We start from the raw sequence: 23645 nt of genomic DNA, 5'->3' as shown, positions 1-23645 counted from the left end.
TTACTGCTAGCCAGCAGACTTATCTTTTTTTGCTGGAGTCAGTTTGACGATAATGAAGGTCAATATGATTGACCCCACAATCAGCCCAATTGATAGCACTGGATTTTGCAATGACATGGGATTAATCACTAGCATGCTACCCAAGCCTAGCATCATAACCCCAGACATTAGCTTTAACTTTTCGCCTTCTTTTTCGGTCAGTTTTCGTTTACCCAGAGTCATTGAAAACACAATCACTATGGTGGCTAAAGGGATGACGTAAACCACGTTGTAAGCGATCAAATAAAGATAACGCTCCATCATATCCAGGTTAGAAATGGACAGCACTGACGTGTAAATCATTGGAAAACCCGCAGTGCACAATAACTCGTAAGCATTAGCTAGAATAGCCAATACTGATGAGCCGATAATCATGGTGGGTAATGAACTGGTTTTAGACAATTTACCCATACGCTTAATAAGCGTCCCTCTGTTTTCTACTGACATTGATAGGCTGACATCACCACGGCCGTAGAAGTAATCTTTGATATTGACCCCAGCAGCAATCAAAGCCAATACTCCAGCGCAAGTGATAATAATGCCGCCATCACCGCCGCCAAGTAGTTGGAATAAATTTAACCAGGCACTCATAAAGATAAAATAAATAAACCCAGAGAAAAATACAAATATACCGCCCACCAGTAACATGCGTTTTTTGCTGCCAGCATTGACCATGATGCTGAGTAAGAATAACAACACGAAAAATGCGCACGGATTAAAGGCATCAACCCCTGCCAATACTACTGTTAGCAGGGGTAATGACATTTGTTCAGGATGCACTGCACCAATTAAGGGAATATCCACGGGTTGAACATGTGGCGTTGAGGTGTTCGTGCTGACTGAAGTGTCTTCGGTTGCTATGCTACTGTCCATGCCACAAGTGCTAGCGTTATCTTCAACATTACTGGTATCTCCACATGTAGCAAATAAGGGCTCGGATGGTGTGTTATCTAAGGTTAGAAAGTCATCAAGTTTGTCGCCAATATTAGCTTTGCCACCTTGTTTTTGGTAACAGTCGACTAAACGCTCAATAATATATTGGCCAGTGACCTGATGGCTGTTGTAGCCAACAATGGCTTCACCACATACCGCAAAGTAGGGCACAGATTTAGGTTCAACTCCTGTCCGCTTGCCCATTGCCATGAGTTTATCGACATTGCCAGTTTCACTGATTAAGTAATCTTCAACCGTTATCCAATCAAATCGCTCGCCTAATGCGTCAATTAAAGGGTGAGCCTTGCGACAGTGCGGGCAGCTTTCTGACCAAAAGAAATGCAGCTTAACAACTGGCTGCTCATTTTTTTGACTGTACCATAGTGAGTTATCTGCTGATGTTGATGGGTTTATACTGGCTATGGCACTTGGCGCCAATATCAGTATATAAAGCAGTAACAGCAACTTGCTAAATAATCGATTCATAATTTATTCCAATAAAGCACTAATAGTAAGATTTTATGCCCTTATCTAATGACTGTAATGATCAAGTTTAAATTACGTTAACTAGCTCGCATTACTGTGGTGTTTATCATCCAATATGCCAACTAGATCATCTATTTCTGGTGTAAAAGTCGATAGGAAACATTCTTTACATAGCTTTACGCCGTCTTAACCCTGATTGACATTGCATTGGGTAAACTGAGTATCAAATCTGCTGAGGCAGAAAGTAACCCCTTTTTTATACCGAGGAATTTACCAATGAAAACATCATCAATCTTCAACATGAGTTTAGTTGCTTTAGTGGCAAGCTCAGCATTATTGGCTGGTCAGTTATATGCAGAAGAAACCATTAGCAGTGCAGCAAAAACTGAGCAACCTAGCGTTAAAGCCGACAGACATCATGGCCATAAAGGTGGCATGCACAAAATGTTGAGCAAACTAGATTTAACAGATGCACAAAAAGTGCAAGTTAAAGTGATATTTGACAAATATAAAGCTAACCGTCCAGAGCGCCCAACAAAAGAGCAACGTGCAGCGCACAAAGCCGATAGGTTAGCGTTAATCACTACCGCTGGTTTTGATGAAGTTAAAGCCACTGAAATGGTTGAAGCAAAACAACAAATGCAGTTACAAAAAATGTTAACCCAGATGAAAATACAAAACGAAATTTATCAATTATTAACACCTGAACAGCAACAAAAGTTTCAAGATAAATTTAACTCAGGCAAAGGCCACAAATCACGCCATTAATCTAGTTTATATAGGCTGACATAGATAAAAGCCATTACTTCAGAGTAATGGTTTTTTTGTTTAGTTAAGCTTGTGACTTTTACAAGATTGAGAAAGGTCACACTTTGCATAAGCTGAGTCGATTGTTTAGTAAACTTTATCCTAATTAAGTAATCAACTTGCTATAGTAAGGGTTGGTAGATTATCAGTATAAAGAGTCGATAGATCTTTTATGAGTGAAACTTCAGAATATGATTTTTGGGTAAAACTGGCTAGCCGTGCAGCGGTAGCAACAGCCCTTTGCTTGATAGTCATTAAGCTTGTAGCGTGGTTGTATTCCGGTTCGGCAAGTATGCTGGCATCGTTAACCGACTCTTTTGCCGATGCTTTGGCGTCAATAGTCAATTTTATTGCCGTGCGTTATGCGATTGTGCCTGCGGATAAAGATCACCGTTATGGTCATGGTAAAGCTGAGCCGTTAGCTTCACTAGCACAAGCGGGGTTTATTTTAGGCTCGGCTTGTGTATTGTTGCTCTACGGCGGTGAAAAGTTGATTAACCCTGTAACGGTTACCCATGCCACTTTAGGGGTCATTGTGTCTATCATTGCCATTATTATGACCTTGGCCTTGGTATTGTTGCAAAAAAGAGCGTTGGAAAAAACCAACAGTACAGTAGTTGAAGCAGATGCTTTGCACTATAAGTCTGATTTATTTTTAAACTCAGCCGTGCTACTAGCGCTAGTTTTGGCACATTATGGTTGGTGGTGGGCGGATGGATTATTTGCGATATTGATTGCCATATTCATTGGTCAACAAGCCATTGATTTAGGCTATCGCTCAATACAAAGTTTGTTAGACAGAGAGCTAGATTCTGATACTCGTGAACAGATTAAAGCTTTGGCTTTAGAAGATAAAAGAGTCAAGGGACTGCATGATCTACGTACCCGTCAGTCAGGTAAAACCAGGTTTATTCAATTGCATTTAGAATTAGATGGTAACCAACCATTGTTTGAAGCACATTCAATAGCTGATGCGACCGGACTGCGTATTAAAAATGCGTTTGAAGATGCTGAAGTGATTATTCACCAGGATCCCGTTTAGCATCTTTTTTGGTTATGGCTAATCCTTGCCTCTTAGGCATAACAACTTAGGCATAACAACTTAGGCATAGCAAAGTACTTATTCCATTGATAATTCTTTTAATTTACGGGTTAACGTATTGCGCCCCCAGCCTAAACGTTTAGCGGCATCTTGTTTATGACCTTGGGTATGTTTTAAGGCGGTTTCAAGTAATATCCGCTCAAATTCAGGTTGTATCTCGGTGAGTAAATCGTTATCACCCGCACTGAGTCGTTCATTTATCCAGTCTTTAAGCGCCGATTGCCAGTCTGTATGTGCCGCATTTGGCTGGCTAGTTGCCACAGGATCCTTGAGTAATTCAGGAGGTAAATCTTGTGGCAGAATTTCTTGTCCCGATGCCATTACGGTTAACCATCGACAAGTGTTTTCAAGTTGACGCACGTTCCCTGGCCAGGGTAATTGCGATAGTTTAGCGGCGGTTTCTTTGGTGAGTATTTTGGGTTCTACGCCCATTTCTTTGGCCGCAGTACTGAGAAAGTGAGTAGCGAGTTGAGAGATGTCCTCACGGCGTTGTGACAGAGGAGGTAAATGCACTCTAATGACATTCAAGCGATGAAATAAATCTTCGCGAAATGAGCCTTTTTGCACCAACAATTCAAGGTTCTGGTGAGTTGCGGCAATAATACGCACATCAACCTGCACAGATTGATGGCCACCAACACGATAGAATTGACCATCTGATAGCACCCGTAATAAGCGTGTTTGGACATCGAGTGGCATATCGCCAATTTCATCTAAGAATAGTGTGCCACCATTGGCTTGTTCAAACCGCCCTTGACGCACATTAGCAGCCCCAGTAAATGCGCCTTTTTCATGGCCAAATAGCTCTGACTCAATAAGGTCTTTAGGTATTGCTGCCATATTAAGGGCAATAAAAGGCTTATCTTTGCGTGGGCTGTGTTTATGAAGCGCACCCGCGACTAACTCTTTACCTGTACCTGATTGGCCATTAATTAACACGCTGATAGAGGACCGAGATAAACGGCCAATAGCACGAAACACCTCTTGCATCGCGGGCGCTTCACCGATAATTTCAGGTGTCTTTACCTGTGTATCAACTGCTGGAGTTGCAGGTGTTTGTTCGGTTGCATGGGTTAATGCCCGTTCAACTAGCGCAATGGCCTCGTCAATATCAAACGGTTTAGGTAAATACTCAAACGCGCCTGCTTGATAGGCGCTAACGGCACTGTCTAGGTCAGAGTGAGCTGTCATGATAATTACGGGAATATGCGGGTAATGAAGCTGTAAACGGTCTAGTAGGGTTAAGCCGTCGGTACCTGGCATACGTATGTCAGACACAATCACTTGAGGTTGAGCTAGTTCTAATGCTTGCCATAGTGACTCGGCTGCAGCAAAACTGGCGCAGGTTAATTTTGCGCCTGAGAAGGCTTTTTCTAGCACCCAACGAATGGAGCTATCATCATCTAAAATCCAGACTTGTTCGCTTATTGTCATCTTGTTACCTCGTGCTGCCTAAGGTCTAGAATTTTTGTAATGGCAGGGTAATTATAAATTCGGTATGGCCTGGAGCTGATACGCAGTCAATACGTCCGCCATGTAATCTTGCTATATTGTGTGCAATGGATAAACCCAGGCCTGAGCCATCTTCACGCCCTGTCACCATAGGGTAAAACAAGGTGTCTATAAGATCAGAGGGTATGCCGGGGCCGTTGTCGATAATCGACAGGACTAACACTAACTTATACCTTTGTGTACCGAGGGTGACTTGATGTTGAGTTCGGGTCTTTATCAAGATTTCACCGCCAGCATGTTCTAATGCTTGAATGGCATTTTGGACAATATTAAGCACAGCCTGCTGAAGTTGGTCGGGATCCATCTGAAAATCAGGAATAGATGGGTCGTAGTCACGCTTTAGATTTATGTTTGCGGGTAAAGCCATTTCAACCAGCTTTAATACCTTTTGTACCACTTGATGAATATTGTGTTCGGTATGCTGTGTTGGTCGCTGCGGGCCTAATAACCTATCGACTAGGTTGCGCAGACGATCGGCTTGTTCGATGATTAAAGTGGTAAATTCTTTTAATTCCGGTGAGTGCAGTTCTCTTGATAACAGTTGAGCTGCACCGCGCAATCCCCCTAATGGATTTTTAATTTCATGGGCAAGATTACGCACAAGATATTGCGCTGCTTGTTGCTGCGCGTCCATATTTAGCTGCTGGTGTATACGGCGTTGTTGATCAACTTGTCGTAGCTCTAAAATACTGAGATTTTGTTCATTCTCGATAGGAATTAAGGTCAAGTCTACAGTGTGGTGCTGACCGTCTAAGGTAATTAATGCCGCAGTGTTAACTGTGATCCCCTGATTTGATGATACAGCATCTCGCAAAATATGTTCATCAACGCCTAAAAACTGATATAAATCAGGCAAGCTTAATTCGAGTAATTTATGGTTGGCGACAGCCAATAGCTGCTCGGCAGCAGCATTGGCAAAACAAGGCTTTAATTTGGTGTCGATCACTAGTACTGCGGTAACTAGATGATTAAGTAAATTATTAGTGTCCATTCGCCGTCCTGATTATTGGGTTGCAGCTTGCACCAATATGTTGCACCAATATGGTGCGATCTGCAACTCAGTTCACGCAGGCAAATAAAAAATAAATTTAAGCAGAATTTGTTTTATGTTACTGTTTTAATTTATTTTTGTAGCATAGTAAGGCGTTGGTTTCGCCAATCTGCTCACACTTGCCTGGTGAAGAAATATCTTTCTTGGAGAACTAGATGCAAGGACTTTGCCGTTTTGATCCAATGCTTTCACCACAATGATATGTTCCCCTCGGTAAATGCCCATTAAGCTAAAAGTGGATGAAGATTGTGGTTGAGCTTTAACTTCGCCATCAATAAAAAGTGCCAGTAAGATACCTCGGGGGAGTGTTGGGGTAACACTGACAATGACATCAAATTTTCCCTCATTACTGCGAATGGTTTCATCATGTGTGGGGGATACTATACTTAAGACGAGCTCAATAGCATCATTTTGCGAGGTTGAATCCACAATGATTGGGGTATCATTTAGCACGATAGTGTTTTGAGTATTTTCTTTTACTTCGACAAGCTCTGCATTAGGCTTAGCTTCGTCGCTATAGTGAACTTTTCCGTTTTCATCGACCCAGCGATAAACCGCTGCTGTGCTACTGATACTGACGAGTAGCAAGGTAAATAATAAAATGCGCATAAATAGAATCCTTTTACGTGTGCATTTTACTAGACTAGCTGTTTTTTGATAAAAAAACAGCCAAAACTGTTTGGTTCTGGCTAAGTTTATTTGTAACTAAACTGCAGAGTAAGACGACTTAAAGGTAGCTGCAACAGTATTCAGCAATACCGCTGGTTTTAATACTAAAGCTCACACCAGCAGCTAATTCAAACTGGGTGTCAGCTGAATAATTGATCCATTCGGTCGTACCAGGCAATAACACTTCAAAGTTACCTGATGTGACTTGCATTATTTCACCTTGAGAGGTTGAAAAGGTATATTCGCCAGGTAAGACAACACCTAGAGTTTGTCTGCTTCCATCGGCTAAAAATACTGTGCGGCTAATGACTTTTCCATCAAAATAAACATTTGCCTTTAGGGCTACATCGACTTGTTTTAACATATTTCCTGATACTCCATAAATGTTTTAAGTGAATTTATATCTATTTTAAATGTATATCTAGTTATTTTTGTGCTCTGGTTATGAATTATTTATGTGTAAGTTTTTAGATTAGCAGGCACAAAAAAAGCCCAGAACAATCTGGGCTTTTTGATACTAATAAGTGGTAAATATAGCGCCACTCATTAATTTTAATTAACTGCGGTTATGACGCTTACGCTCGTTCTCAGTTAAGAATCTCTTACGAACACGGATGTTCTTAGGAGTTACTTCAACTAATTCGTCATCATCGATGAACTCAAGTGCTTGTTCAAGCGTTAAGTTAATCGGTGTAGTTAACACTTGTGCTTCATCAGTACCTGATGCACGCATGTTGGTTAGCTGCTTACCTTTAAGACAGTTAACCGTCAAATCGTTAGAGCGAGCATGGATACCAACAACTTGGCCTTCATACACTTCAGCAGCGTGGCTAATAAACAGACGACCACGGTCTTGTAAACCGAATAGTGCGAATGTTAATGCTTTACCTGTTGCGTTAGAAATCAATACGCCGTTAGCACGTTGACCAATATCGCCACCTTTGTGCGGAGCGTAGTGATCAAATGAATGATAAATTAGACCAGTACCTGAAGTTGCAGTTAAGAACTCAGTTTGGAAACCAATTAAGCCACGGCTTGGGATGATGAAGTCGATACGTACACGACCTTTACCATCAAGCTGCATATCTTTCATTTCAGCTTTACGCACACCTAACTTTTCAATTACGGTACCTTGATGTTCTTCTTGAACGTCAACAGTCACAGTTTCGAATGGTTCGTGTAGCTCGCCATCAACAGTTTTAAGAATTACTTCTGGACGTGATACCGCTAATTCGTAGCCTTCACGACGCATGTTTTCAATCAAGATTGATAAATGTAATTCACCACGACCTGATACGCGGAAACGATCTGGACTGTCAGTTTCTTCAACACGTAGTGCTACGTTGTGAACAAGTTCTGTTTGTAAACGCTCAAGAATGTTACGAGAAGTAACATACTTACCTTCTTTACCCGCGAACGGAGAAGTGTTTACCTGGAACGTCATCGTTAGTGTTGGTTCATCAACTGTTAACGGCGGTAACGCTTCAACTTCAGTCACTGCACAAATAGTGTCAGAAATCTTAAGCTCACCTAAACCTGTAATTGCCACGATGTCACCAGCGTTAGCAATTTCAACTTCAGTACGGTCTAGACCCATGTAACCTAATACCTGGCCCATTTTTCCGTTACGTTTCTTACCATCAGCACCAATAATAGTCACTTGTTGGTTAGTTTTTACGTTACCACGCTTAATACGACCAATACCGATAACACCCACGTATGAGTTGTAATCGATTTGAGAAATTTGCATTTGGAATGCACCTTCCGAATCAGCGTCTGGGAAAGAAACTTTCTCAACGATGGTTTGGAAAAGTGGTGTCATGTCTTCGCTAACTACATCTGGATCTAAGGTCGCGAAACCATTTAATGCTGAAGCATAAACAATAGGGAAGTCTAACTGTTCGTCAGTTGCACCTAAGTTGTCGAATAAATCGAATACTTGGTCAATAACCCAATCAGGACGAGCGCCAGGACGGTCAATCTTGTTAATCACAACGATTGGCTTTAGGCCTTGAGCAAACGCTTTCTTAGTCACAAATCGAGTTTGTGGCATTGGACCATCAACTGCGTCAACTAACAATAATACTGAATCAACCATAGATAGAACACGTTCTACTTCACCACCGAAATCGGCGTGACCAGGCGTGTCTACGATGTTAATGCGGTAGTCGTTCCATTTGATGGCAGTGTTTTTTGCCAGAATGGTGATCCCACGTTCTTTTTCAAGATCGTTAGAATCCATCACACGCTCAGTCGCTTCTCCACGTGAAGCAAGGGTACCAGACTGCGCAAGCAATTTGTCTACCAGGGTCGTTTTGCCATGGTCGGCGTGTGCAATAATGGCGATGTTACGTAAATTCTCTAGCACGGATAAAACCTCTATACCATCAAACAAAAAAAGGGATTATTTACAGCAACTATTTAATGATAGCCACCATAAAAAAGCGTGCCATTCTACTCCAGCAAGGCCTCAGTAGATAGGATTTTTTTTGAACACCTCATATTTTCGTCTTATTGTGCTATAAATTTGCCGTTAATTTAGTGATATAAACTTTATCATCGCCTTAACGTAGGCTAGGTTACAAAAGATGTAAAACACAGTTTTCGCTATTTTGTTCAGTAAATTGTTATCTGTACGCACTTTTTGGGTTTCAGTCTCTATATAATCAAACTGGCGTGCACCACTCTGGTGTTGTGCACTGTTATGGTGCGTAGAATGGATCTATTTGGTGCAGACTTTGTTTTTTGAGAAAATCTAAAAATATCAAATTTATATAAATCAGATGCTTATATATCTGGCATGATAATAGCTAAGTAAACGTCATCATGTGGACATCATTTTTTTACATTAGTTTGCTGAGTCAATAAAACTTGGTGAACAGTAATATTAAATATTAGAAGGGAATACCCTTGACCCTACCGGAGGCTTGAGAATGTCAGTTGAATCAGTATTAAAGCAACTTAAAGAGTTAGAAGTTAAGTTTGTTGACTTACGCTTTACCGATACTAAAGGTAAAGAACAGCACGTTTCTATTCCATCTCATCAAGTAAATGAAGAGTTTTTTGAAGACGGTAAAATGTTTGACGGTTCTTCAATCGCAGGCTGGAAAGGCATCAATGAATCAGACATGGTATTAATGCCTGATCCAACTACTTTTGTTTTAGACCCTTTCACCGAAGAAACAACAGCACTTATCCGTTGTGACATTTTAGAACCTGGTACTATGACTGGTTACGACCGTGACCCACGCTCTATCGCTAAAAAAGCAGAAGCGTATCTAATTTCTACCGGTATTGCTGATACAGTATTGATTGGTCCTGAGCCTGAGTTCTTCTTATTTGATGACGTTCGTTTTGGTACTGATATGTCAGGTTGTTTCGTGAAGATTGATGCGAAAGAAGCTGCATGGAACTCTGGTAAAGAATACGCTGATGGCAACACAGGTCACCGTCCAATGGTGAAAGGTGGTTATTTTCCAGTTGCGCCAGTTGATTCTTCACAAGACTTACGTTCTGCAATGTGTTTAGTACTTGAAGAAATGGGTCAAGTTGTAGAAGCACATCACCATGAAGTGGCGACAGCGGGCCAAAACGAAATTGCAACACGTTTCAACACTTTGACTAAGAAAGCGGATGAAATCCAAATTCTTAAGTATGTTGTTCATAACATGGCGCATGCTTATGGCAAAACAGCGACCTTTATGCCTAAGCCTATCGTAGGTGACAATGGCAGCGGTATGCACGTACACCAATCTTTAGCTAAAGACGGTGTCAACTTATTTGCTGGCGATAAGTATGCTGGTTTAAGTGAATTAGCGCTTTACTACATTGGTGGTATTATCAAGCACGCTCGTGCATTGAACGCATTCACTAACCCAAGCACTAACTCTTATAAGCGTTTAGTACCACATTTCGAAGCGCCTGTTATGTTAGCTTACTCTGCGCGTAACCGTAGTGCATCTATTCGTATTCCAGTAGTGCCAAGCCCTAAGGGTCGTCGTATCGAAGCACGTTTCCCTGATCCACATGCAAACCCATATTTAGGTTTTGCGGCATTATTAATGGCAGGTCTTGATGGTATACAAAACAAGATCCACCCTGGCGATGCCATGGACAAAGACTTGTATGACTTACCGCCTGAAGAAGCTGCTGAGATCCCACAAGTTGCAACTTCTTTAGAAAACGCGCTTGAAAACTTGAAAGCTGACCATGAGTTTTTAACTAAAGGTGGCGTATTCAGTGAAGATTTCATCCAGTCTTATATCACTTTGAAGACTGCAGAAGCTGAGCGTGTAGCCCGTACTACTCATCCATTAGAGTTTGAAATGTACTACAGCCTATAATATTAACGCGCTAACTTTGTTAGCGGTTAAGTGATAAAAAAAGCCTCGCATAGATTGCGGGGCTTTTTATTAAGTTATTTTTACAATTATTTACAACCTTTCTCATTCTGTTTTAACTCATGCTTTGCGAATTTCTGTTTTAAATTCAGCTAACTCGTGTGCGTTAGAATTAACCAATTTTTTATCATTAGTTATTGATATATATAAATAATTAAATTACATGTTATTTGGCTATAACTATTCAGCCAACACTTCGTTGATATCCTTTTGTTTATTGAATAACTTGTGAGCAAGTTATCAGTAATATCAATCATTTTGTGATCCAGCATTTGTACGCTTGCGGTTGCAATGGCGTTTTAGATCCGTAAACTTGCGCCGTATAAATGCCGAGCAATTACTCTAAAAGTGATTTTGGGTTAAAGGCAGATATAAATAACCTCAACTTGGGTTAAGGGATGAATAAGCGGGATTTAAATATTTAAATTCAGATGTTTACTCTCAAACTTGAGCTTTGCGCTGGTAATAAGGCGAACTAACGCGTCAACAGCTAGCCTATTGCAAGTAAATTCAACACAGTTAGCGGTGCAAAGAGCTGTTTGATATGCATTTGTTATCCTGAGCTGAGGTTAAATACAATAACTAAGAGAATGATAATGAAAAAAACAATAATCACTTTGGCAATATCAGCTATTGTCTTTGGCACGACTTCACAAGCTCAAGCTGCAGGTTTTCAGTTAGCAGAATATTCATCAACCGGCTTAGGTCGTGCATTTGCAGGTGAAGCGGCAATGGCCGATAACGCGTCTGCGCAATCACGTAATCCGGCAATGTTAACGTATCTGACCGGGCGTCAACTGTCAGCTGGAGGCATTTATGTCATGCCTAATATTGATGTGACGGGTGACATTGCGATTACCTCTCCTTTATTGGGCGCTCAAGCTATGCATGTGCCAGCCAGTGCGCATGATGTAGCAGGCGGCGCACTAGTGCCTAATTTTTATTATTCTAACCAGTTAACTGACGAATGGACCTGGGGATTAACGGTAAACTCAAACTATGGCCTAGCCACTGAAATTGATACTACACATGCTGCGGCAATTTTTGGTAATGAAACCGCGATTACAACGGTAGAGTTTAATCCTAATATTGCTTATAAAATCAATGAGCAATTTTCAGTAGGTGGCGGTCTACGTGTGGTTTATGGAGAAGGTAGTATCAGCGCAACTACGCCTGCTTGGGTGGGGGCGATTAAATATAATCCAGCATTGCCCGCAGCCGTTGCTGCACGTTTACCAGATTCTGGTATGACGTTAAAAGCAATGGAAGGTGATGATATAGCCTTGGGGTGGAAACTGGGTGCTAGCTGGCAGATAAACGCTGATCATCGTTTAGGTTTGGCTTATCACAGCGGCGTTGAACTTGAGTTAGATGGTCACGCGTCTGGCTTGCTTTATGATGGTGGTCAAGATTTATCAATTGAAGGTTATCTTCCGATCGAGACGCCTGCATTTGCTGAATTAGCTTCTTATAACCAGCTTACTGAGAAATTTGCGATGCATGCAAGTGTCAATTGGACTCAATGGAGTGTATTTGATCAATTAGTGGCATATTTCCCTGGTGAGCAAAAGCCAGTTAGTGGCGTTGAATCTGACTTAGTAAAAGACGAAAACTTCAAGGATAATTGGCGTTATGCCCTTGGTGGTACTTATCAGCTTAAAAATGATTGGTTAGTGCGTGCAGGCTTGGCATTAGATAAAACGGCTGTTGAAGATCAATATCGTACTACAACTATTCCAGATACTGACCGTTTATGGTTTAGTATGGGAGCAGGTTATCAAGCTAGCAAAAATCTTACCGTTGATTTTGCGGTAACCTATATTCGTATGTATGGTGATGCGCCTATTAATGAACAGCAAAATCTGGCTGGATTGGCTTTAGTAAATTTTGATGGCGAAGCTAACGGTGACGTGTGGCTTGCGGGAGTTCAATTAAGCTACAAAATGTAATCCGCATTTTTGAGCCGCTTTTTAATAGCCTCGCATAGCGGGGCTTTTTTGTGTGAATAAGGAAACAAGAATGATTAAATTTATGATGGTCGCAATAGCCTTAGTCGCAAGCTTTTCTGTTCAAGCTAACGATAAAAGCCAACTAGTGAGCCAATTTGTTGAGGCATTTAATTTACGTGATCCAGAATTAATGGGCAAAATGGTGACCAAAGAGGCGCTGTGGTTTGATGTAACACGTGCAGGAATTAATAATCAAACAACCACAAGAGACGAATTAGTTAAATCAATGAAAGATTATTTCTCAGATTCTAGCCGGGCGCACTCTCGAGTAATTAAGTCGATTGACACAGGTGATTTTGTCAGTACGGTTGAACAGGTTTCCTGGCAAAAAGAGGGTAAGTGGGTATCTAAATGCAGTATCGGCGTATATCTATTTGAAGAACAAAGAATTGCAGCGGTTTGGTATTACAAGGCACATCAGTGTGATGATCCTCAGTAAGTCGTGGTCAGCGTTTATCATCCTGAGCTGAGATTAATAACTCATTAGTAATGTAAATGAATAAGAGAGCGTTACATGAAAGCTAAAAAATACATTATTGCATTAGATCAAGGCACCACTAGTTCTAGAGCGATTGTGTTTAATCATCAAGCCGACATTGTGGCTATTTCGCAGCGAGAATTTAGTCAGCATTATCCACAGGCAGGCTGGGTGGAACATGATCCAATGGAGATTTGGTCGTCACAAAGCTCTTCATTAGTGGAAGTGTTAACGCGTGCAGGTATTAGTCGTCATGAGGTTGCCGCTATCGGCATTACCAATCAACGTGAAACCACTATTATATGGAATAAGCACACCGGAAAACCTATTTATAATGCAATTGTGTGGCAGTGTCGGCGCAGCCAAAGTATTTGCCAGCAATTAAAAGCGCAAGGCGCAGAAAAGCTTATTCGGCAAAAAACCGGTTTAGTATTAGACCCTTATTTTTCAGCTTCAAAAATTAAGTGGATTTTAGATAATGTTGAGGGCGCGCGTGCGCAAGCTGAAGCAGGCGATTTACTATTTGGTACTGTTGATACCTGGTTGGTATGGAAATTAACCCAAGGCGAAGTTCATGTCACCGAACCGACTAATGCGTCCAGAACTATGCTGTATAATATTCATACTCAGCAATGGGATGAAGAGCTATTAAGTCTATTTCAAATACCGCGCGCTTTATTACCTGAAGTAAAATCCTCCTGTGAAGTTTATGGCCACACTGAGTTAGCCGGTGGCCAGGGCATTCCTGTCGCAGGGATGGCGGGCGATCAACAGTCGGCTTTGTTTGGCCAACTTTGCTTAGAGCCGGGGATGGTGAAAAATACCTATGGTACAGGTTGCTTTTTATTGATGAACACTGGTGATAAAGCCGTTGAATCTACCCATGGGTTATTGACCACTGTGGCTATTGGCGATAAAGGTCAGGCCTGTTTTGCGTTAGAGGGGTCGGTTTTTATGGGCGGAGCGATTATTCAATGGCTACGTGATGAGTTAGGCCTGATTCAAGATGCCTGCGATACACAATATTATGCCGATAAGGTGAGTGATACCAACGGGGTTTATGTGGTGCCAGCATTTGTTGGTTTAGGTGCACCTTACTGGGACGCTGATGCTCGTGGGGCAATAGTGGGATTAACCCGTGGTGCTAATCGTAGTCATATTATTCGTGCTGCATTAGAGTCAATTGCTTATCAGTCGCGAGATTTGCTCGATGCCATGAGTAAAGATTCTGGTGTGCCACTCACCCGAATTCGAGTAGATGGTGGCGCAGTCGCCAATGACTTTTTAATGCAGTTTCAAGCAGATATAACTGATGTAAATGTATTAAGACCTAAGGTGACTGAAACCACCGCGATGGGAGCAGCATTTTTAGCCGGGCTAGCTGTGGGGGTATGGAAATCGACGCAAGAATTACAGTCTATACTGGCAACCGATCGTATTTTTAGTGCGCAAATGGATAACGCTACCCGTGAAACCTTATATCAAGGTTGGGTTAGCGCTGTTAAGCAAGTGAGCACGCAAAAGGCTTAAACCTATCGAGTCATTGAATGTTGCTAGTATGAATAGCAAGTCAGTAATCGCAAGTAGTTAATGTCACGCTAGTAAAAGGTCAGCGTATTGGATGTAAGGTCGAGACCGACTTTTTGTGTCAACATAAAACGCTACCGACATTAATGACACCGTTATACTTCAACATCGATATGCTTGTTTTTATCTTTATTTTTATGTTCACTGACCGGCGCATCATCATCAGTAATATAGTCACCAGTACCTAACTCATATTCTACTTTCGGTTTCTGCTTAGCTTGGGTATGCCGTACATGCTCGGTATTGGGTGAGGTAAGCTCAGCCTGTTGATCTTCATGGCTATCAGGCGCTATCTCACTCGACACACTGACGCGATTAACAATGCGCTTGCGCTGGGTAATGAATTGCACGGGTTTGCTTAGCATGGCATATATGCTGTCTAAACTCATGATTGCCTCCTTGTATAGTGTTGTTACCGAGATCCAATGTAAGTAACAATAGGGCTGACTTCATTTACGTCAATGTCATCTCTTGGCACTGTTGCCGTGAGACAGCGTTATTTACCTTATATCGGCCAGAGTAGCTGATATTTTAATCTAATATTCAACAATCTAATGACATCATCTAACAAGTGGTGATGCAATGATATTGATCAAATTTTTATTACCCCTCACTAAATCCAGTCAGTCAAATGCCTGCTAATTTCTCCCGCGCATCATTAGCGGTAGCATAAAAAATATGCTTTTTTACAGCTGATGACGATTTTTTATCAGTAGATGGATTAAGTTTAATTAAAAATGATATTAAATATGGCGTGCTGTTAAGGGCAAATCATACCATTTAAAGGTTTTTTAACCGATTAATCGTACGGTATCGCTTGGTTTGTTAACATTAAGTAAGATAAAAGTTGCTTAAATAAGCGCCGATAGGTGTCTGGTTTTATTCATTAACTCATATTTTCCGTGGTTATTATTCACTTTATCTGTTGTTTTTATTCCCCAGTTAGAAATTCCCTGCTAACCCGCTTGGCGTCTGGATTTAATATATGTTCACATCCCTTGACAACCCTTGTGTAGTATCCCTAAACTTAGCATTTGTGGGAAGAAGTGGATCATTGTGGATCAAATTAAAATAACAAGGACTTTCTAAACGTGTTTCGAGGTGCAAGTGCAATCAATATGGACGCAAAAGGACGGATCGCTATGCCAGCGAGATTCCGCGATGCGTTACGTAATGGGCACGATGGCATGCTTGTGTTAACCGTTGACATTAACTCTCCTTGTTTACTGATTTATCCGTTACATGAGTGGGAACTCATGGAAACCAAATTGATGCTACTTTCTGATATTGACCCCACAGAGCGCTCGTTAAAGCGCAAGCTATTGGGTTACGCCCAAGAATGTGAATTAGATAGCCACGGCCGCATTGTTGTGCCGCCGATACTCAGAAGCTTTGCTAATTTGGATAAAAAAACCATGTTAGTCGGCTTATTAAATAAATTTGAATTATGGGAAGAAGGGGCTTGGCAGCTGCAAATGGAACAAAACCATGAGCTGATCAGCAACCAGAATTTGGCCAGCCATCCAAGGCTAAGCCAATTTACCCTGTAATGTGATGAAAAGAAGACCCAAATGAGTCAAGAGTTTGCTCACTTAAGCGTGTTATTAAAAGAGACTGTAGAGGGTCTTAATATTGATCCTAATGGCATCTATATCGATGGCACATTTGGCCGTGGCGGACACTCACGACATGTACTGAGTCACTTAGGTCCTAATGGACGTTTAATTGCCATTGACCGAGACCCGCAAGCAATTGAAGCTGCTAAAGCGTTTGCTGACGATCCTCGCTTTCAAATTGTCCACGGTGGATTTGGTCAGATGGCCGATTACATTGAAGACTTAGGGCTAGTTGGCAAGATTAATGGTGTACTACTGGATTTAGGCGTGTCATCGCCACAACTTGATGATGCTGATCGTGGCTTTAGTTTTTTACGCGACGGTCCATTAGATATGCGCATGGACAATAGTCAGGGCGAAACAGCAGCACAATGGATTGCCCGTGCTGAAATTGAAGATATGGCGTGGGTATTTAAAACCTATGGCGAAGAAAAAAATTCTCGTCACATTGCCCGTTGCATTGCTGCTGACAGGGACGAAAAACCCTTTTTACGTACTAAAGATTTAGCTGAATTGATTGCACGTATCACTAAAAATAAAGAACGCAACAAGCATCCTGCAACCCGTGTGTTTCAAGCAATTCGTATTTATATCAATAGTGAGTTAGAGCAAATTGACCAGGCACTTGAAGGTTCTTTAAAAGTGTTAGCGCCTGAAGGACGCTTATCAGTAATTAGTTTTCATTCATTAGAAGATCGCATGGTGAAACGTTTTATTCGTCGTCACAGTCAAGGTGAAAGTGTGCCGTATGGTCTACCTATCACTGAAGATCAAATAAATAAGTCGCGCAAATTGAAGCCAATGAGTAAAGCATTAAAACCATCGGATGAAGAGATTGAACAAAACCCTCGCTCGCGTAGCTCAGTGCTACGTGTGGCCGAGCGTTTGCCGTACTAAGGTAGAAGATTTTGAGCCAGCCTCCACTCAATCTTCCCCGTATCGTTTTACAGGATATATGGCACCATAAATGGGTGGTGCTGGCGACGATTATCGTGATGATAAATGCCGTAGCCGTAGTGTATACCAGCCATGTGAGTCGCAAGCTGACATCGCAATGGGACGAATTATTACAAGAACAAGACCGTCTTGATATTGAGTGGCGAAATTTATTGTTAGAAGAGCAGTCGCAGTCGGAACACAGCCGTGTTACCCGCATTGCAACAAAAGACTTAAACATGTCTAGACCACTTCCCAAAGAAGAAGTGGTGATACGGGCACAGTGAGCATAGGGAATATGTCCAGACAAGCAAAGCGTAAACAAAATCCTGAATTGATCCCATGGCGTCTATACGTTGTGGTGGGATTTGTCATGCTGTTATTTGTCAGTTTGATTGCCCGTGCAGCCTACATTCAAATTATTGAACCGGATAAACTGCGTCACGAAAGTGATATGCGTACGCTACGAACGACCAGTAACCAGGTACAAAGAGGCTTAATTACCGACCGACATGGTGACATGCTTGCCGTCAGCGTACCTGTCAGAGCGGTATGGGCCGACCCTAAACACGCATACGATCAAAAAGCCTTTGTTGATATGCGCCGTTGGCAAGCATTAGCCGATGTACTGCAAGAGCCTGTGGATAAATTGGTTGAGAAAGTAAAGCGCGATCCAAAGAAACGGTTTGTCTATCTAAAACGTCAAGTTACCCCTGCGGTTGCTGATTATATTGAGCAATTAAAAATTGGCGGTATCTACCTAAAATCTGAATCACGTCGCTACTATCCCGCCGGAGAAATTGCTGCTCAGTTAATTGGTATCACCAATATTGATGATGTTGGCATTGAGGGTATTGAAAATACCTATAACACCTGGTTAACAGGGACACCGTCAAAGCAAAAAGTGCGTAAATCTCGTGACGGTAGCGTAGTTGAACGTCTAGATATGGTGCAAGAGGGTGAAAACTCTAACGACATCGTCTTAAGTATTGATCAACGCATTCAACAATTGGCATATCGAGAATTAAAGCGGGCTACTGAAACCTATCAAGCAACTTCAGGTTCTGTGGTGGTGATTGATGTGCTTACTGGCGAAGTGCTAGCTATGGTCAATACGCCATCATATAACCCCAATGCTCGTGATAATTTGCAAGCACACCGAATGCGTAATCGCGCATTGACAGATACTTTTGAACCTGGATCTACCGTTAAACCCTTTGTAGTGGCGGCGGCTTTAGAGGCTGGAACCGTAAAGTCTGATGATCTGATTTCAACATCGCCAGGTTGGATGCGGATTGGTGGCCGTCAGGTACGTGATTCAAACAACTATGGTGATATGTCGCTGGCAAAAATACTGGTCAAATCATCTAACGTAGGTATCAGTAAACTCGCCTTGTCGATGCCAGTTCAACAATTGCTTGGTACTTATCAATCTATGGGACTTGGCAATTATTCAGGTATTAACTTAACGGGTGAAAGTGCAGGATTAATTCATGATCGCCGCCGTTGGTCTGATTTTGAACGCGCGACATTATCATTTGGTTATGGTTTTACCGCCACGCCGCTTCAACTTGCCCGCATGTATGCCACCTTAGGCAGTGGTGGCGTATTGTTTCCGGTATCTATTTTAAAGTTGAAAGAGCCACCTAAAGGCCAGCAAGTATTATCTGAGCAAGTTGCTAAAGATGTCATGCAAATGTTGGTCGGCGTGACTGAAACCGGTGGTACAGCGACTAAGGCCCATATTGATGGTTATCCTATAGCGGGTAAAACAGGCACCAGTCGTAAGGCGGTAGCTGGAGGCTATGGTGATGATTATGTGGCAATATTTGCCGGTGTAGCGCCTGTGCATACCCCAAGACTGGCTATATCTGTGGTCATAAATGAACCTAAAGGTGATAAGTATTATGGCGGCGATGTCGCCGGCCCTGCTTTTGCCAAGATAATGTCCGGTGCCCTGCAAATGCTCAATGTCGAACCTATTTCTGAACGCGATGCGATAAAGCTTGCGGCTGCGCCAAGGAGCGCGGGATGATGTTACTCAAAGATTTACTCGCGCCCTGGTTTCATTATGCCGGGGCTGAAACTTTTTATAGCTTAACCCTAGATAGTCGTCAGATAGATGAGGGTAAAGTGTTTGTTGCCTTGCCTGGTTATCAAGTTGATGGGCGAAAGTATATTAACGCTGCGATTGAAAACGGCGCAATAGCGGTACTTGCGCACACAGACGATCCCGCTCGACATGAACACGTCCGAGTTGATTAATAGCGTGCCTATTATTCATTTCTGCCAATTGACAAGACAGCTGTCAGCTGTAGCAGCTCAATACTATAGTGTCTCAAATAAGCTTAAAGTAATAGGCATTACTGGCACGAATGGTAAAACCTCAGTCAGCCAGATTATTGCGCAAATAGTGACTTTATTAGGTCAAAAAGCGGCTGTAATGGGGACTCTTGGCAATGGATTATGGGGCGAGCTCGTTGACAGTGGCAATACCACAGCTGATGCGATTACCGTGATGCAGCAATTAGCTCAATTTGAACAGCAGGGCGCGAACGTTTGTGCCATGGAAGTATCAAGCCACGGTTTAGTGCAAGGGCGGATTGAAGCGGTGCCATTCAATACCGCAGTATTTACCAATTTAAGTCGCGATCATCTTGATTATCATGGTGATATGGATGCCTATGCCGCAGCAAAAAAACGCTTATTTCAATTTGCATCATTATCCAATGGGGTGATTAATTTAGATGATGCCGTGGGTAAGCAATGGTTAAGTGAATTACAAAAAGATGGATTATCCACAGCTGACTTACTTAACGGCAATGCTAGCAAGCTGCAGTTATACTCCTTTAGCTTAACGAGTAGCAAAGCAGACTTTTACTGCCAAGACACGGTATTTAATGATCAGGGTGTTAATGCAACATTGATTTATCCTTCAGCCGATGGCAAGGATAAATTGAGCGCAAAATTAATCTCACCGCTACTTGGACATTTTAACCTTGCAAATGTATTAGCCGCTATTTCAGCTTTATCGTTACAGGGTATTGAAATGGCCGACATACTTAATGTGTTACCACAAATTAAACCAGTTGCAGGCCGAATGGAGCGTTTTGCATGCGATGGTAAAGCAACATTAGTGGTTGATTATGCCCATACTCCAGATGCTATCGAGCAGGCATTAAAAGCGCTTCGCGTTCATTGTGCAGGCCAGTTGTGGTGTGTTTTTGGCTGTGGTGGCGACCGTGATAAAGGCAAGCGTCCTTTAATGGCGCAGGCCGCAGAACAATTTGCTGATCGCGTTATGGTCACCAGCGACAATGCGCGTAGTGAAAATCCGCAAAATATTATTGATGATGTATTAGCGGGGTTAGCTTCACCCGCACAAGCACTGTCTAATATCGACCGGATCAGCGCAATCAAGCAAGTTGTGGCGCAAGCGAAACCGCATGACATTATTTTATTGGCGGGCAAAGGTCATGAAACTTATCAAGAAGTGGCAGGAAAACGATTGAATTATGATGAACGCGCATTGGCCATGCAGTTAATGGAGGCTTCAATATGATTTCGCTTTCATTAAGTCAAATAGCACAGACTTTAAATGGTCAGTTGATTGGTGAGGATATTGCTATCAAGGCCGTCAGTACTGATAGCCGTAAATTTGATCATGACAGTCTATTTATCGCGCTCAAAGGTGAACGATTTGATGCCCATGAATTTGCAGCTAAGGCTTTAGAAAATGGCGCTAAAGCGTTATTAGTTGAACGAGAGTTGCCGCTGAATATCCCTCAAGTTGTCGTCAGTAATACTCACAAAGCTTTAGGCCAATTAGGTCAGTTAGTGCGACAGCAAGTGGCACCGATAGCCGTGGCGTTAACCGGCTCAAACGGTAAAACCAGCGTTAAAGAAATGGTCGCAACCATTTTATCTCAGCAATTTCAGGTGTTATTCACCGCAGGTAATTTTAACAACGATATTGGTGTCCCACTTACCCTGTTGCGATTATCACCAGGTGATCAGTATGGTGTATTTGAATTAGGTGCGAACCATAAAGGTGAGATTAACTACACCAGTAGCCTAGTTGAGCCGCAAGTTGCCTTAGTCAACAATATCGGCAGTGCACACCTTGAGGGGTTTGGCTCGATAGAAGGCATTGCACAGGCTAAATCTGAAATATTTAATCATTTGTTACCAGACGGTACTGCCGTGATTAATGCCGATGATCAGTTTGCTGATTTTATGGCAATTAAAACGGCGGCGTTTAAGCAGCTGCGCTTTTCTCGGGAGTTAGATGTTACCGCTGATGTGCGAGCTACTAAATTAGTTGCCAGTGCCCAAGGTTGTTATCATTTTTCACTCGAATATGCCTCGCAAGCGGTTGAGGTGCAATTGCCGTTGGCGGGTATCCATCAAGTCAGTAATGCACTGGCTTCTGCGTCTATATGTTTAGCTCTAGGGCTAGATTTATTGATGGTGGCCTCAGGGCTGAGTTTATTGCAACCAGTAAAAGGGCGCATGATGCCGAAAGCATTGGGGCGTTTTTTAGTGGTAGATGATAGTTATAATGCCAACCCTAGTTCAGTCAGTGCTGCGATTAACTGGTTGCAACAACGTCAACATCACCGTTGTTTAGTGCTGGGAGATTTGGGCGAATTAGGCGACAATGCTGCCCCTTTGCACGAACAGCTCGGCAAGCAGGCTAAAATGGCTAATATTGACGCGCTGTATTGTTGTGGCAGTTTATCTGCACACGCAAGTCGTGCTTTTGGTAGTCAACATTTTCAAGATGTCAGTGAATTAGGTCAGATGTTAATAGCACAATTAAATCAGTTGCCAGGTGAGGCGACAATATTAGTTAAAGGTTCTCGAAGCGCAGCGATGGAACGTGTGGTCGATATATTAGTAGATGCCTTTGGGCGCGGGGAGTTAGTGTAGATGCTGGTTTATCTGGCCGAGTATTTAACCCAGTTTTACAGTGGGTTTAACGTTTTTTCTTATGTGACTTTTAGAGCTATTTTAGGGCTGTTAACCGCATTAGTGTTTAGTTTGTGGTGGGGACCAAAATTGATTGAGCGTTTGCAGTTATTGCAAATTGGCCAAGTTGTGCGTAATGACGGCCCTGAATCACACTTTAGTAAACGCGGCACCCCAACCATGGGCGGATTACTGATCCTAGCGGGTATTTTTATCAGCGTATTACTTTGGGGAGACTTATCCAGTCGATACGTGTTGGTGATGTTGTTTGTGTTAGGTGCTTTTGGCGCGATAGGCTTTCTTGATGACTACTTAAAAGTGGTTAAGAAAAACTCTAAAGGACTTATCGCTCGCTGGAAATATGCTTCGCAGTCTATAGCGGCGTTAATTGTCGCTTTTTACTTATATAGTTCAGCAACAATACCCGGAGAGACTCAGTTAGTCGTGCCCTTTTTTAAAGATGTCATGCCACAGCTTGGCATCCTGTTTATCTTTTTAACTTACTTCACCATTGTTGGTGCAAGTAATGCGGTTAATTTAACCGATGGTTTAGATGGTTTAGCGATTATGCCTACGGTAATGGTAGCAGGCGCATTTGCGCTGGTTGCTTATCTGTCAGGTCATGCCCAGTTTGCTAGCTATTTGCATATCCCTCATTTGCCAGAGGCCGGTGAGTTAGTGATTGTATGTACCGCAATTGTTGGCGCTGGTTTAGGTTTTTTGTGGTTTAACACCTATCCTGCGCAAGTTTTCATGGGCGATGTAGGCTCACTCGCACTCGGTGCTGCTTTAGGCACTATTGCAGTATTGGTTCGCCAAGAGATTTTACTGGTGATTATGGGCGGCGTATTTGTGATGGAAACCGTTTCAGTGATTTTACAGGTGGGCTCTTACAAGCTTCGCGGGCAGCGTATTTTCCGTATGGCGCCTATACACCACCACTATGAATTAAAGGGCTGGCCAGAGCCGCGCGTAATTGTCCGTTTTTGGATTATTTCACTGTTCCTTGTGTTACTGGGTCTTGCGACCTTGAAGTTAAGGTAAATTAT

General features: G+C 42.3%; 19 protein-coding genes and 1 pseudogene. 13 read left to right on the top strand and 7 right to left on the bottom strand.

Translation table 11 applies throughout. The features are described from left to right. Window positions 1-6 precede the first annotated feature (6 nt). The gene (locus ACRWQN_RS00195; protein ID WP_434939358.1) at window positions 7-1458 is read right to left on the bottom strand and encodes a cytochrome C biosynthesis protein; all 1452 of its coding nucleotides are present in this window, start codon (window positions 1456-1458) and stop codon (window positions 7-9) included. A 276-nt stretch (window positions 1459-1734) separates the two neighbouring features. Between ACRWQN_RS00195 and ACRWQN_RS00190 the strand changes: the two genes are divergently transcribed. Together ACRWQN_RS00190 and fieF are read left to right on the top strand one after the other, a co-directional pair. Next, window positions 1735-2226, top strand: coding sequence for a Spy/CpxP family protein refolding chaperone (locus ACRWQN_RS00190; protein WP_434939357.1), 492 nt, complete (start codon window positions 1735-1737; stop codon window positions 2224-2226). 211 nt (window positions 2227-2437) lie between these two features. Further along, complete coding sequence (gene fieF, locus ACRWQN_RS00185; RefSeq protein WP_226412697.1) at window positions 2438-3307, top strand: cation efflux pump FieF; 870 nt, start codon at window positions 2438-2440, stop codon at window positions 3305-3307. 78 nt (window positions 3308-3385) lie between these two features. Here the strand turns inward: fieF and glnG are convergent, their stop codons facing one another. The 5 genes from glnG to typA all read right to left on the bottom strand — a co-directional run bounded on the left by glnG (window position 3386) and on the right by typA (window position 8967). Continuing rightward, window positions 3386-4801, bottom strand: a complete 1416-nt coding sequence (gene glnG / locus ACRWQN_RS00180) for a nitrogen regulation protein NR(I) (RefSeq protein WP_434927462.1) — start codon at window positions 4799-4801, stop codon at window positions 3386-3388. 25 nt (window positions 4802-4826) lie between these two features. Continuing rightward, a complete protein-coding gene (glnL, locus tag ACRWQN_RS00175; RefSeq protein ID WP_226412701.1) occupies window positions 4827-5870 on the bottom strand; it encodes a nitrogen regulation protein NR(II) in 1044 nt (347 codons plus the stop codon). Between the two features lie 126 nt (window positions 5871-5996). Then, the gene (locus ACRWQN_RS00170) at window positions 5997-6539 is read right to left on the bottom strand and encodes a DUF4124 domain-containing protein (protein ID WP_434939355.1); all 543 of its coding nucleotides are present in this window, start codon (window positions 6537-6539) and stop codon (window positions 5997-5999) included. Between the two features lie 118 nt (window positions 6540-6657). Next, a complete protein-coding gene (locus ACRWQN_RS00165) occupies window positions 6658-6963 on the bottom strand; it encodes a pyrimidine/purine nucleoside phosphorylase (protein WP_434927460.1) in 306 nt (101 codons plus the stop codon). A gap of 192 nt (window positions 6964-7155) precedes the next feature. Further along, window positions 7156-8967 (bottom strand): translational GTPase TypA, encoded by a 1812-nt coding sequence (gene typA / locus ACRWQN_RS00160; protein ID WP_434939354.1) that lies wholly within the window; start codon window positions 8965-8967, stop codon window positions 7156-7158. Window positions 8968-9532: 565 nt separating this feature from the next. Here typA and glnA point away from each other — a divergent pair. From glnA to glpK, 4 genes are all read left to right on the top strand, one after another. Beyond that, a complete protein-coding gene (gene glnA, locus ACRWQN_RS00155) occupies window positions 9533-10942 on the top strand; it encodes a glutamate--ammonia ligase (RefSeq protein WP_434927458.1) in 1410 nt (469 codons plus the stop codon). Between the two features lie 653 nt (window positions 10943-11595). Further along, window positions 11596-12948, top strand: coding sequence for an outer membrane protein transport protein (locus ACRWQN_RS00150; protein WP_434939352.1), 1353 nt, complete (start codon window positions 11596-11598; stop codon window positions 12946-12948). 70 nt (window positions 12949-13018) lie between these two features. Beyond that, the gene (locus ACRWQN_RS00145) at window positions 13019-13447 is read left to right on the top strand and encodes a nuclear transport factor 2 family protein (RefSeq protein WP_434930982.1); all 429 of its coding nucleotides are present in this window, start codon (window positions 13019-13021) and stop codon (window positions 13445-13447) included. A 75-nt stretch (window positions 13448-13522) separates the two neighbouring features. Continuing rightward, window positions 13523-15016, top strand: coding sequence for a glycerol kinase GlpK (gene glpK, locus ACRWQN_RS00140; protein WP_434939351.1), 1494 nt, complete (start codon window positions 13523-13525; stop codon window positions 15014-15016). A 152-nt stretch (window positions 15017-15168) separates the two neighbouring features. Here glpK and ACRWQN_RS00135 read toward each other — a convergent pair whose 3' ends face one another. Beyond that, on the bottom strand, window positions 15169-15462 hold the full coding sequence (locus ACRWQN_RS00135) for a hypothetical protein (protein ID WP_434939350.1): 294 nt from the start codon (window positions 15460-15462) through the stop codon (window positions 15169-15171). A 702-nt stretch (window positions 15463-16164) separates the two neighbouring features. On the opposite strand from ACRWQN_RS00135, the gene mraZ reads away from it, so the two are divergent. The 7 genes and pseudogenes from mraZ to mraY all read left to right on the top strand — a co-directional run bounded on the left by mraZ (window position 16165) and on the right by mraY (window position 23640). After that, window positions 16165-16623 carry a division/cell wall cluster transcriptional repressor MraZ gene (gene mraZ / locus ACRWQN_RS00130; protein WP_434939349.1) on the top strand — a complete coding sequence of 153 codons (459 nt, stop codon included), beginning with the start codon at window positions 16165-16167 and terminating at the stop codon, window positions 16621-16623. Window positions 16624-16644: 21 nt separating this feature from the next. Beyond that, window positions 16645-17586: a 16S rRNA (cytosine(1402)-N(4))-methyltransferase RsmH gene (rsmH, locus tag ACRWQN_RS00125; protein WP_434927452.1), complete on the top strand. Its 942-nt coding sequence runs from the start codon at window positions 16645-16647 to the stop codon at window positions 17584-17586. A gap of 11 nt (window positions 17587-17597) precedes the next feature. Beyond that, window positions 17598-17912, top strand: a complete 315-nt coding sequence (ftsL, locus tag ACRWQN_RS00120) for a cell division protein FtsL (protein ID WP_434927451.1) — start codon at window positions 17598-17600, stop codon at window positions 17910-17912. 11 nt (window positions 17913-17923) lie between these two features. After that, complete coding sequence (locus ACRWQN_RS00115; protein WP_434927450.1) at window positions 17924-19660, top strand: penicillin-binding transpeptidase domain-containing protein; 1737 nt, start codon at window positions 17924-17926, stop codon at window positions 19658-19660. Then, window positions 19657-21187, top strand: a pseudogene (gene murE, locus ACRWQN_RS00110) (UDP-N-acetylmuramoyl-L-alanyl-D-glutamate--2,6-diaminopimelate ligase). The gene ACRWQN_RS00115 and the pseudogene murE overlap by 4 nt, the downstream one beginning before the upstream one ends. Further along, window positions 21184-22557, top strand: coding sequence for a UDP-N-acetylmuramoyl-tripeptide--D-alanyl-D-alanine ligase (locus tag ACRWQN_RS00105; RefSeq protein WP_434939347.1), 1374 nt, complete (start codon window positions 21184-21186; stop codon window positions 22555-22557). Before murE ends, ACRWQN_RS00105 begins: the two are co-directional and overlap by 4 nt. Beyond that, the gene (gene mraY / locus ACRWQN_RS00100; RefSeq protein ID WP_226412735.1) at window positions 22558-23640 is read left to right on the top strand and encodes a phospho-N-acetylmuramoyl-pentapeptide-transferase; all 1083 of its coding nucleotides are present in this window, start codon (window positions 22558-22560) and stop codon (window positions 23638-23640) included. The last annotated feature ends 5 nt before the right edge of the window (window positions 23641-23645 follow it).

The organism is Shewanella sp. HL-SH8, assembly GCF_051165765.1.
GTDB classification, from domain to species: domain Bacteria; phylum Pseudomonadota; class Gammaproteobacteria; order Enterobacterales; family Shewanellaceae; genus Shewanella; species Shewanella glacialimarina.
Note: the sequence above shows the minus strand (reverse complement) of the source record. Positions and strands in the feature narration are given on the sequence as shown.

Bases quoted from the DNA above. Each gene is read 5' to 3' on its own strand.
- ACRWQN_RS00165 (WP_434927460.1), bottom strand. From the start codon at position 6,963: ATGTTAAAACAAGTCGATGTAGCCCTAAAGGCAAATGTTTATTTTGAT.
- ACRWQN_RS00150 (WP_434939352.1), top strand. From the start codon at position 11,596: ATGAAAAAAACAATAATCACTTTGGCAATATCAGCTATTGTCTTTGGC.
- ACRWQN_RS00105 (WP_434939347.1), top strand. From the start codon at position 21,184: ATGATTTCGCTTTCATTAAGTCAAATAGCACAGACTTTAAATGGTCAG.
- ACRWQN_RS00170 (WP_434939355.1), bottom strand. From the start codon at position 6,539: ATGCGCATTTTATTATTTACCTTGCTACTCGTCAGTATCAGTAGCACA.
- ACRWQN_RS00190 (WP_434939357.1), top strand. From the start codon at position 1,735: ATGAAAACATCATCAATCTTCAACATGAGTTTAGTTGCTTTAGTGGCA.
- glnL (WP_226412701.1), bottom strand. From the start codon at position 5,870: ATGGACACTAATAATTTACTTAATCATCTAGTTACCGCAGTACTAGTG.
- glpK (WP_434939351.1), top strand. From the start codon at position 13,523: ATGAAAGCTAAAAAATACATTATTGCATTAGATCAAGGCACCACTAGT.
- ACRWQN_RS00135 (WP_434939350.1), bottom strand. From the start codon at position 15,462: ATGAGTTTAGACAGCATATATGCCATGCTAAGCAAACCCGTGCAATTC.
- ACRWQN_RS00115 (WP_434927450.1), top strand. From the start codon at position 17,924: ATGTCCAGACAAGCAAAGCGTAAACAAAATCCTGAATTGATCCCATGG.
- rsmH (WP_434927452.1), top strand. From the start codon at position 16,645: ATGAGTCAAGAGTTTGCTCACTTAAGCGTGTTATTAAAAGAGACTGTA.
- ACRWQN_RS00145 (WP_434930982.1), top strand. From the start codon at position 13,019: ATGATTAAATTTATGATGGTCGCAATAGCCTTAGTCGCAAGCTTTTCT.
- ACRWQN_RS00195 (WP_434939358.1), bottom strand. From the start codon at position 1,458: ATGAATCGATTATTTAGCAAGTTGCTGTTACTGCTTTATATACTGATA.
- mraY (WP_226412735.1), top strand. From the start codon at position 22,558: ATGCTGGTTTATCTGGCCGAGTATTTAACCCAGTTTTACAGTGGGTTT.
- glnG (WP_434927462.1), bottom strand. From the start codon at position 4,801: ATGACAATAAGCGAACAAGTCTGGATTTTAGATGATGATAGCTCCATT.
- fieF (WP_226412697.1), top strand. From the start codon at position 2,438: ATGAGTGAAACTTCAGAATATGATTTTTGGGTAAAACTGGCTAGCCGT.
- glnA (WP_434927458.1), top strand. From the start codon at position 9,533: ATGTCAGTTGAATCAGTATTAAAGCAACTTAAAGAGTTAGAAGTTAAG.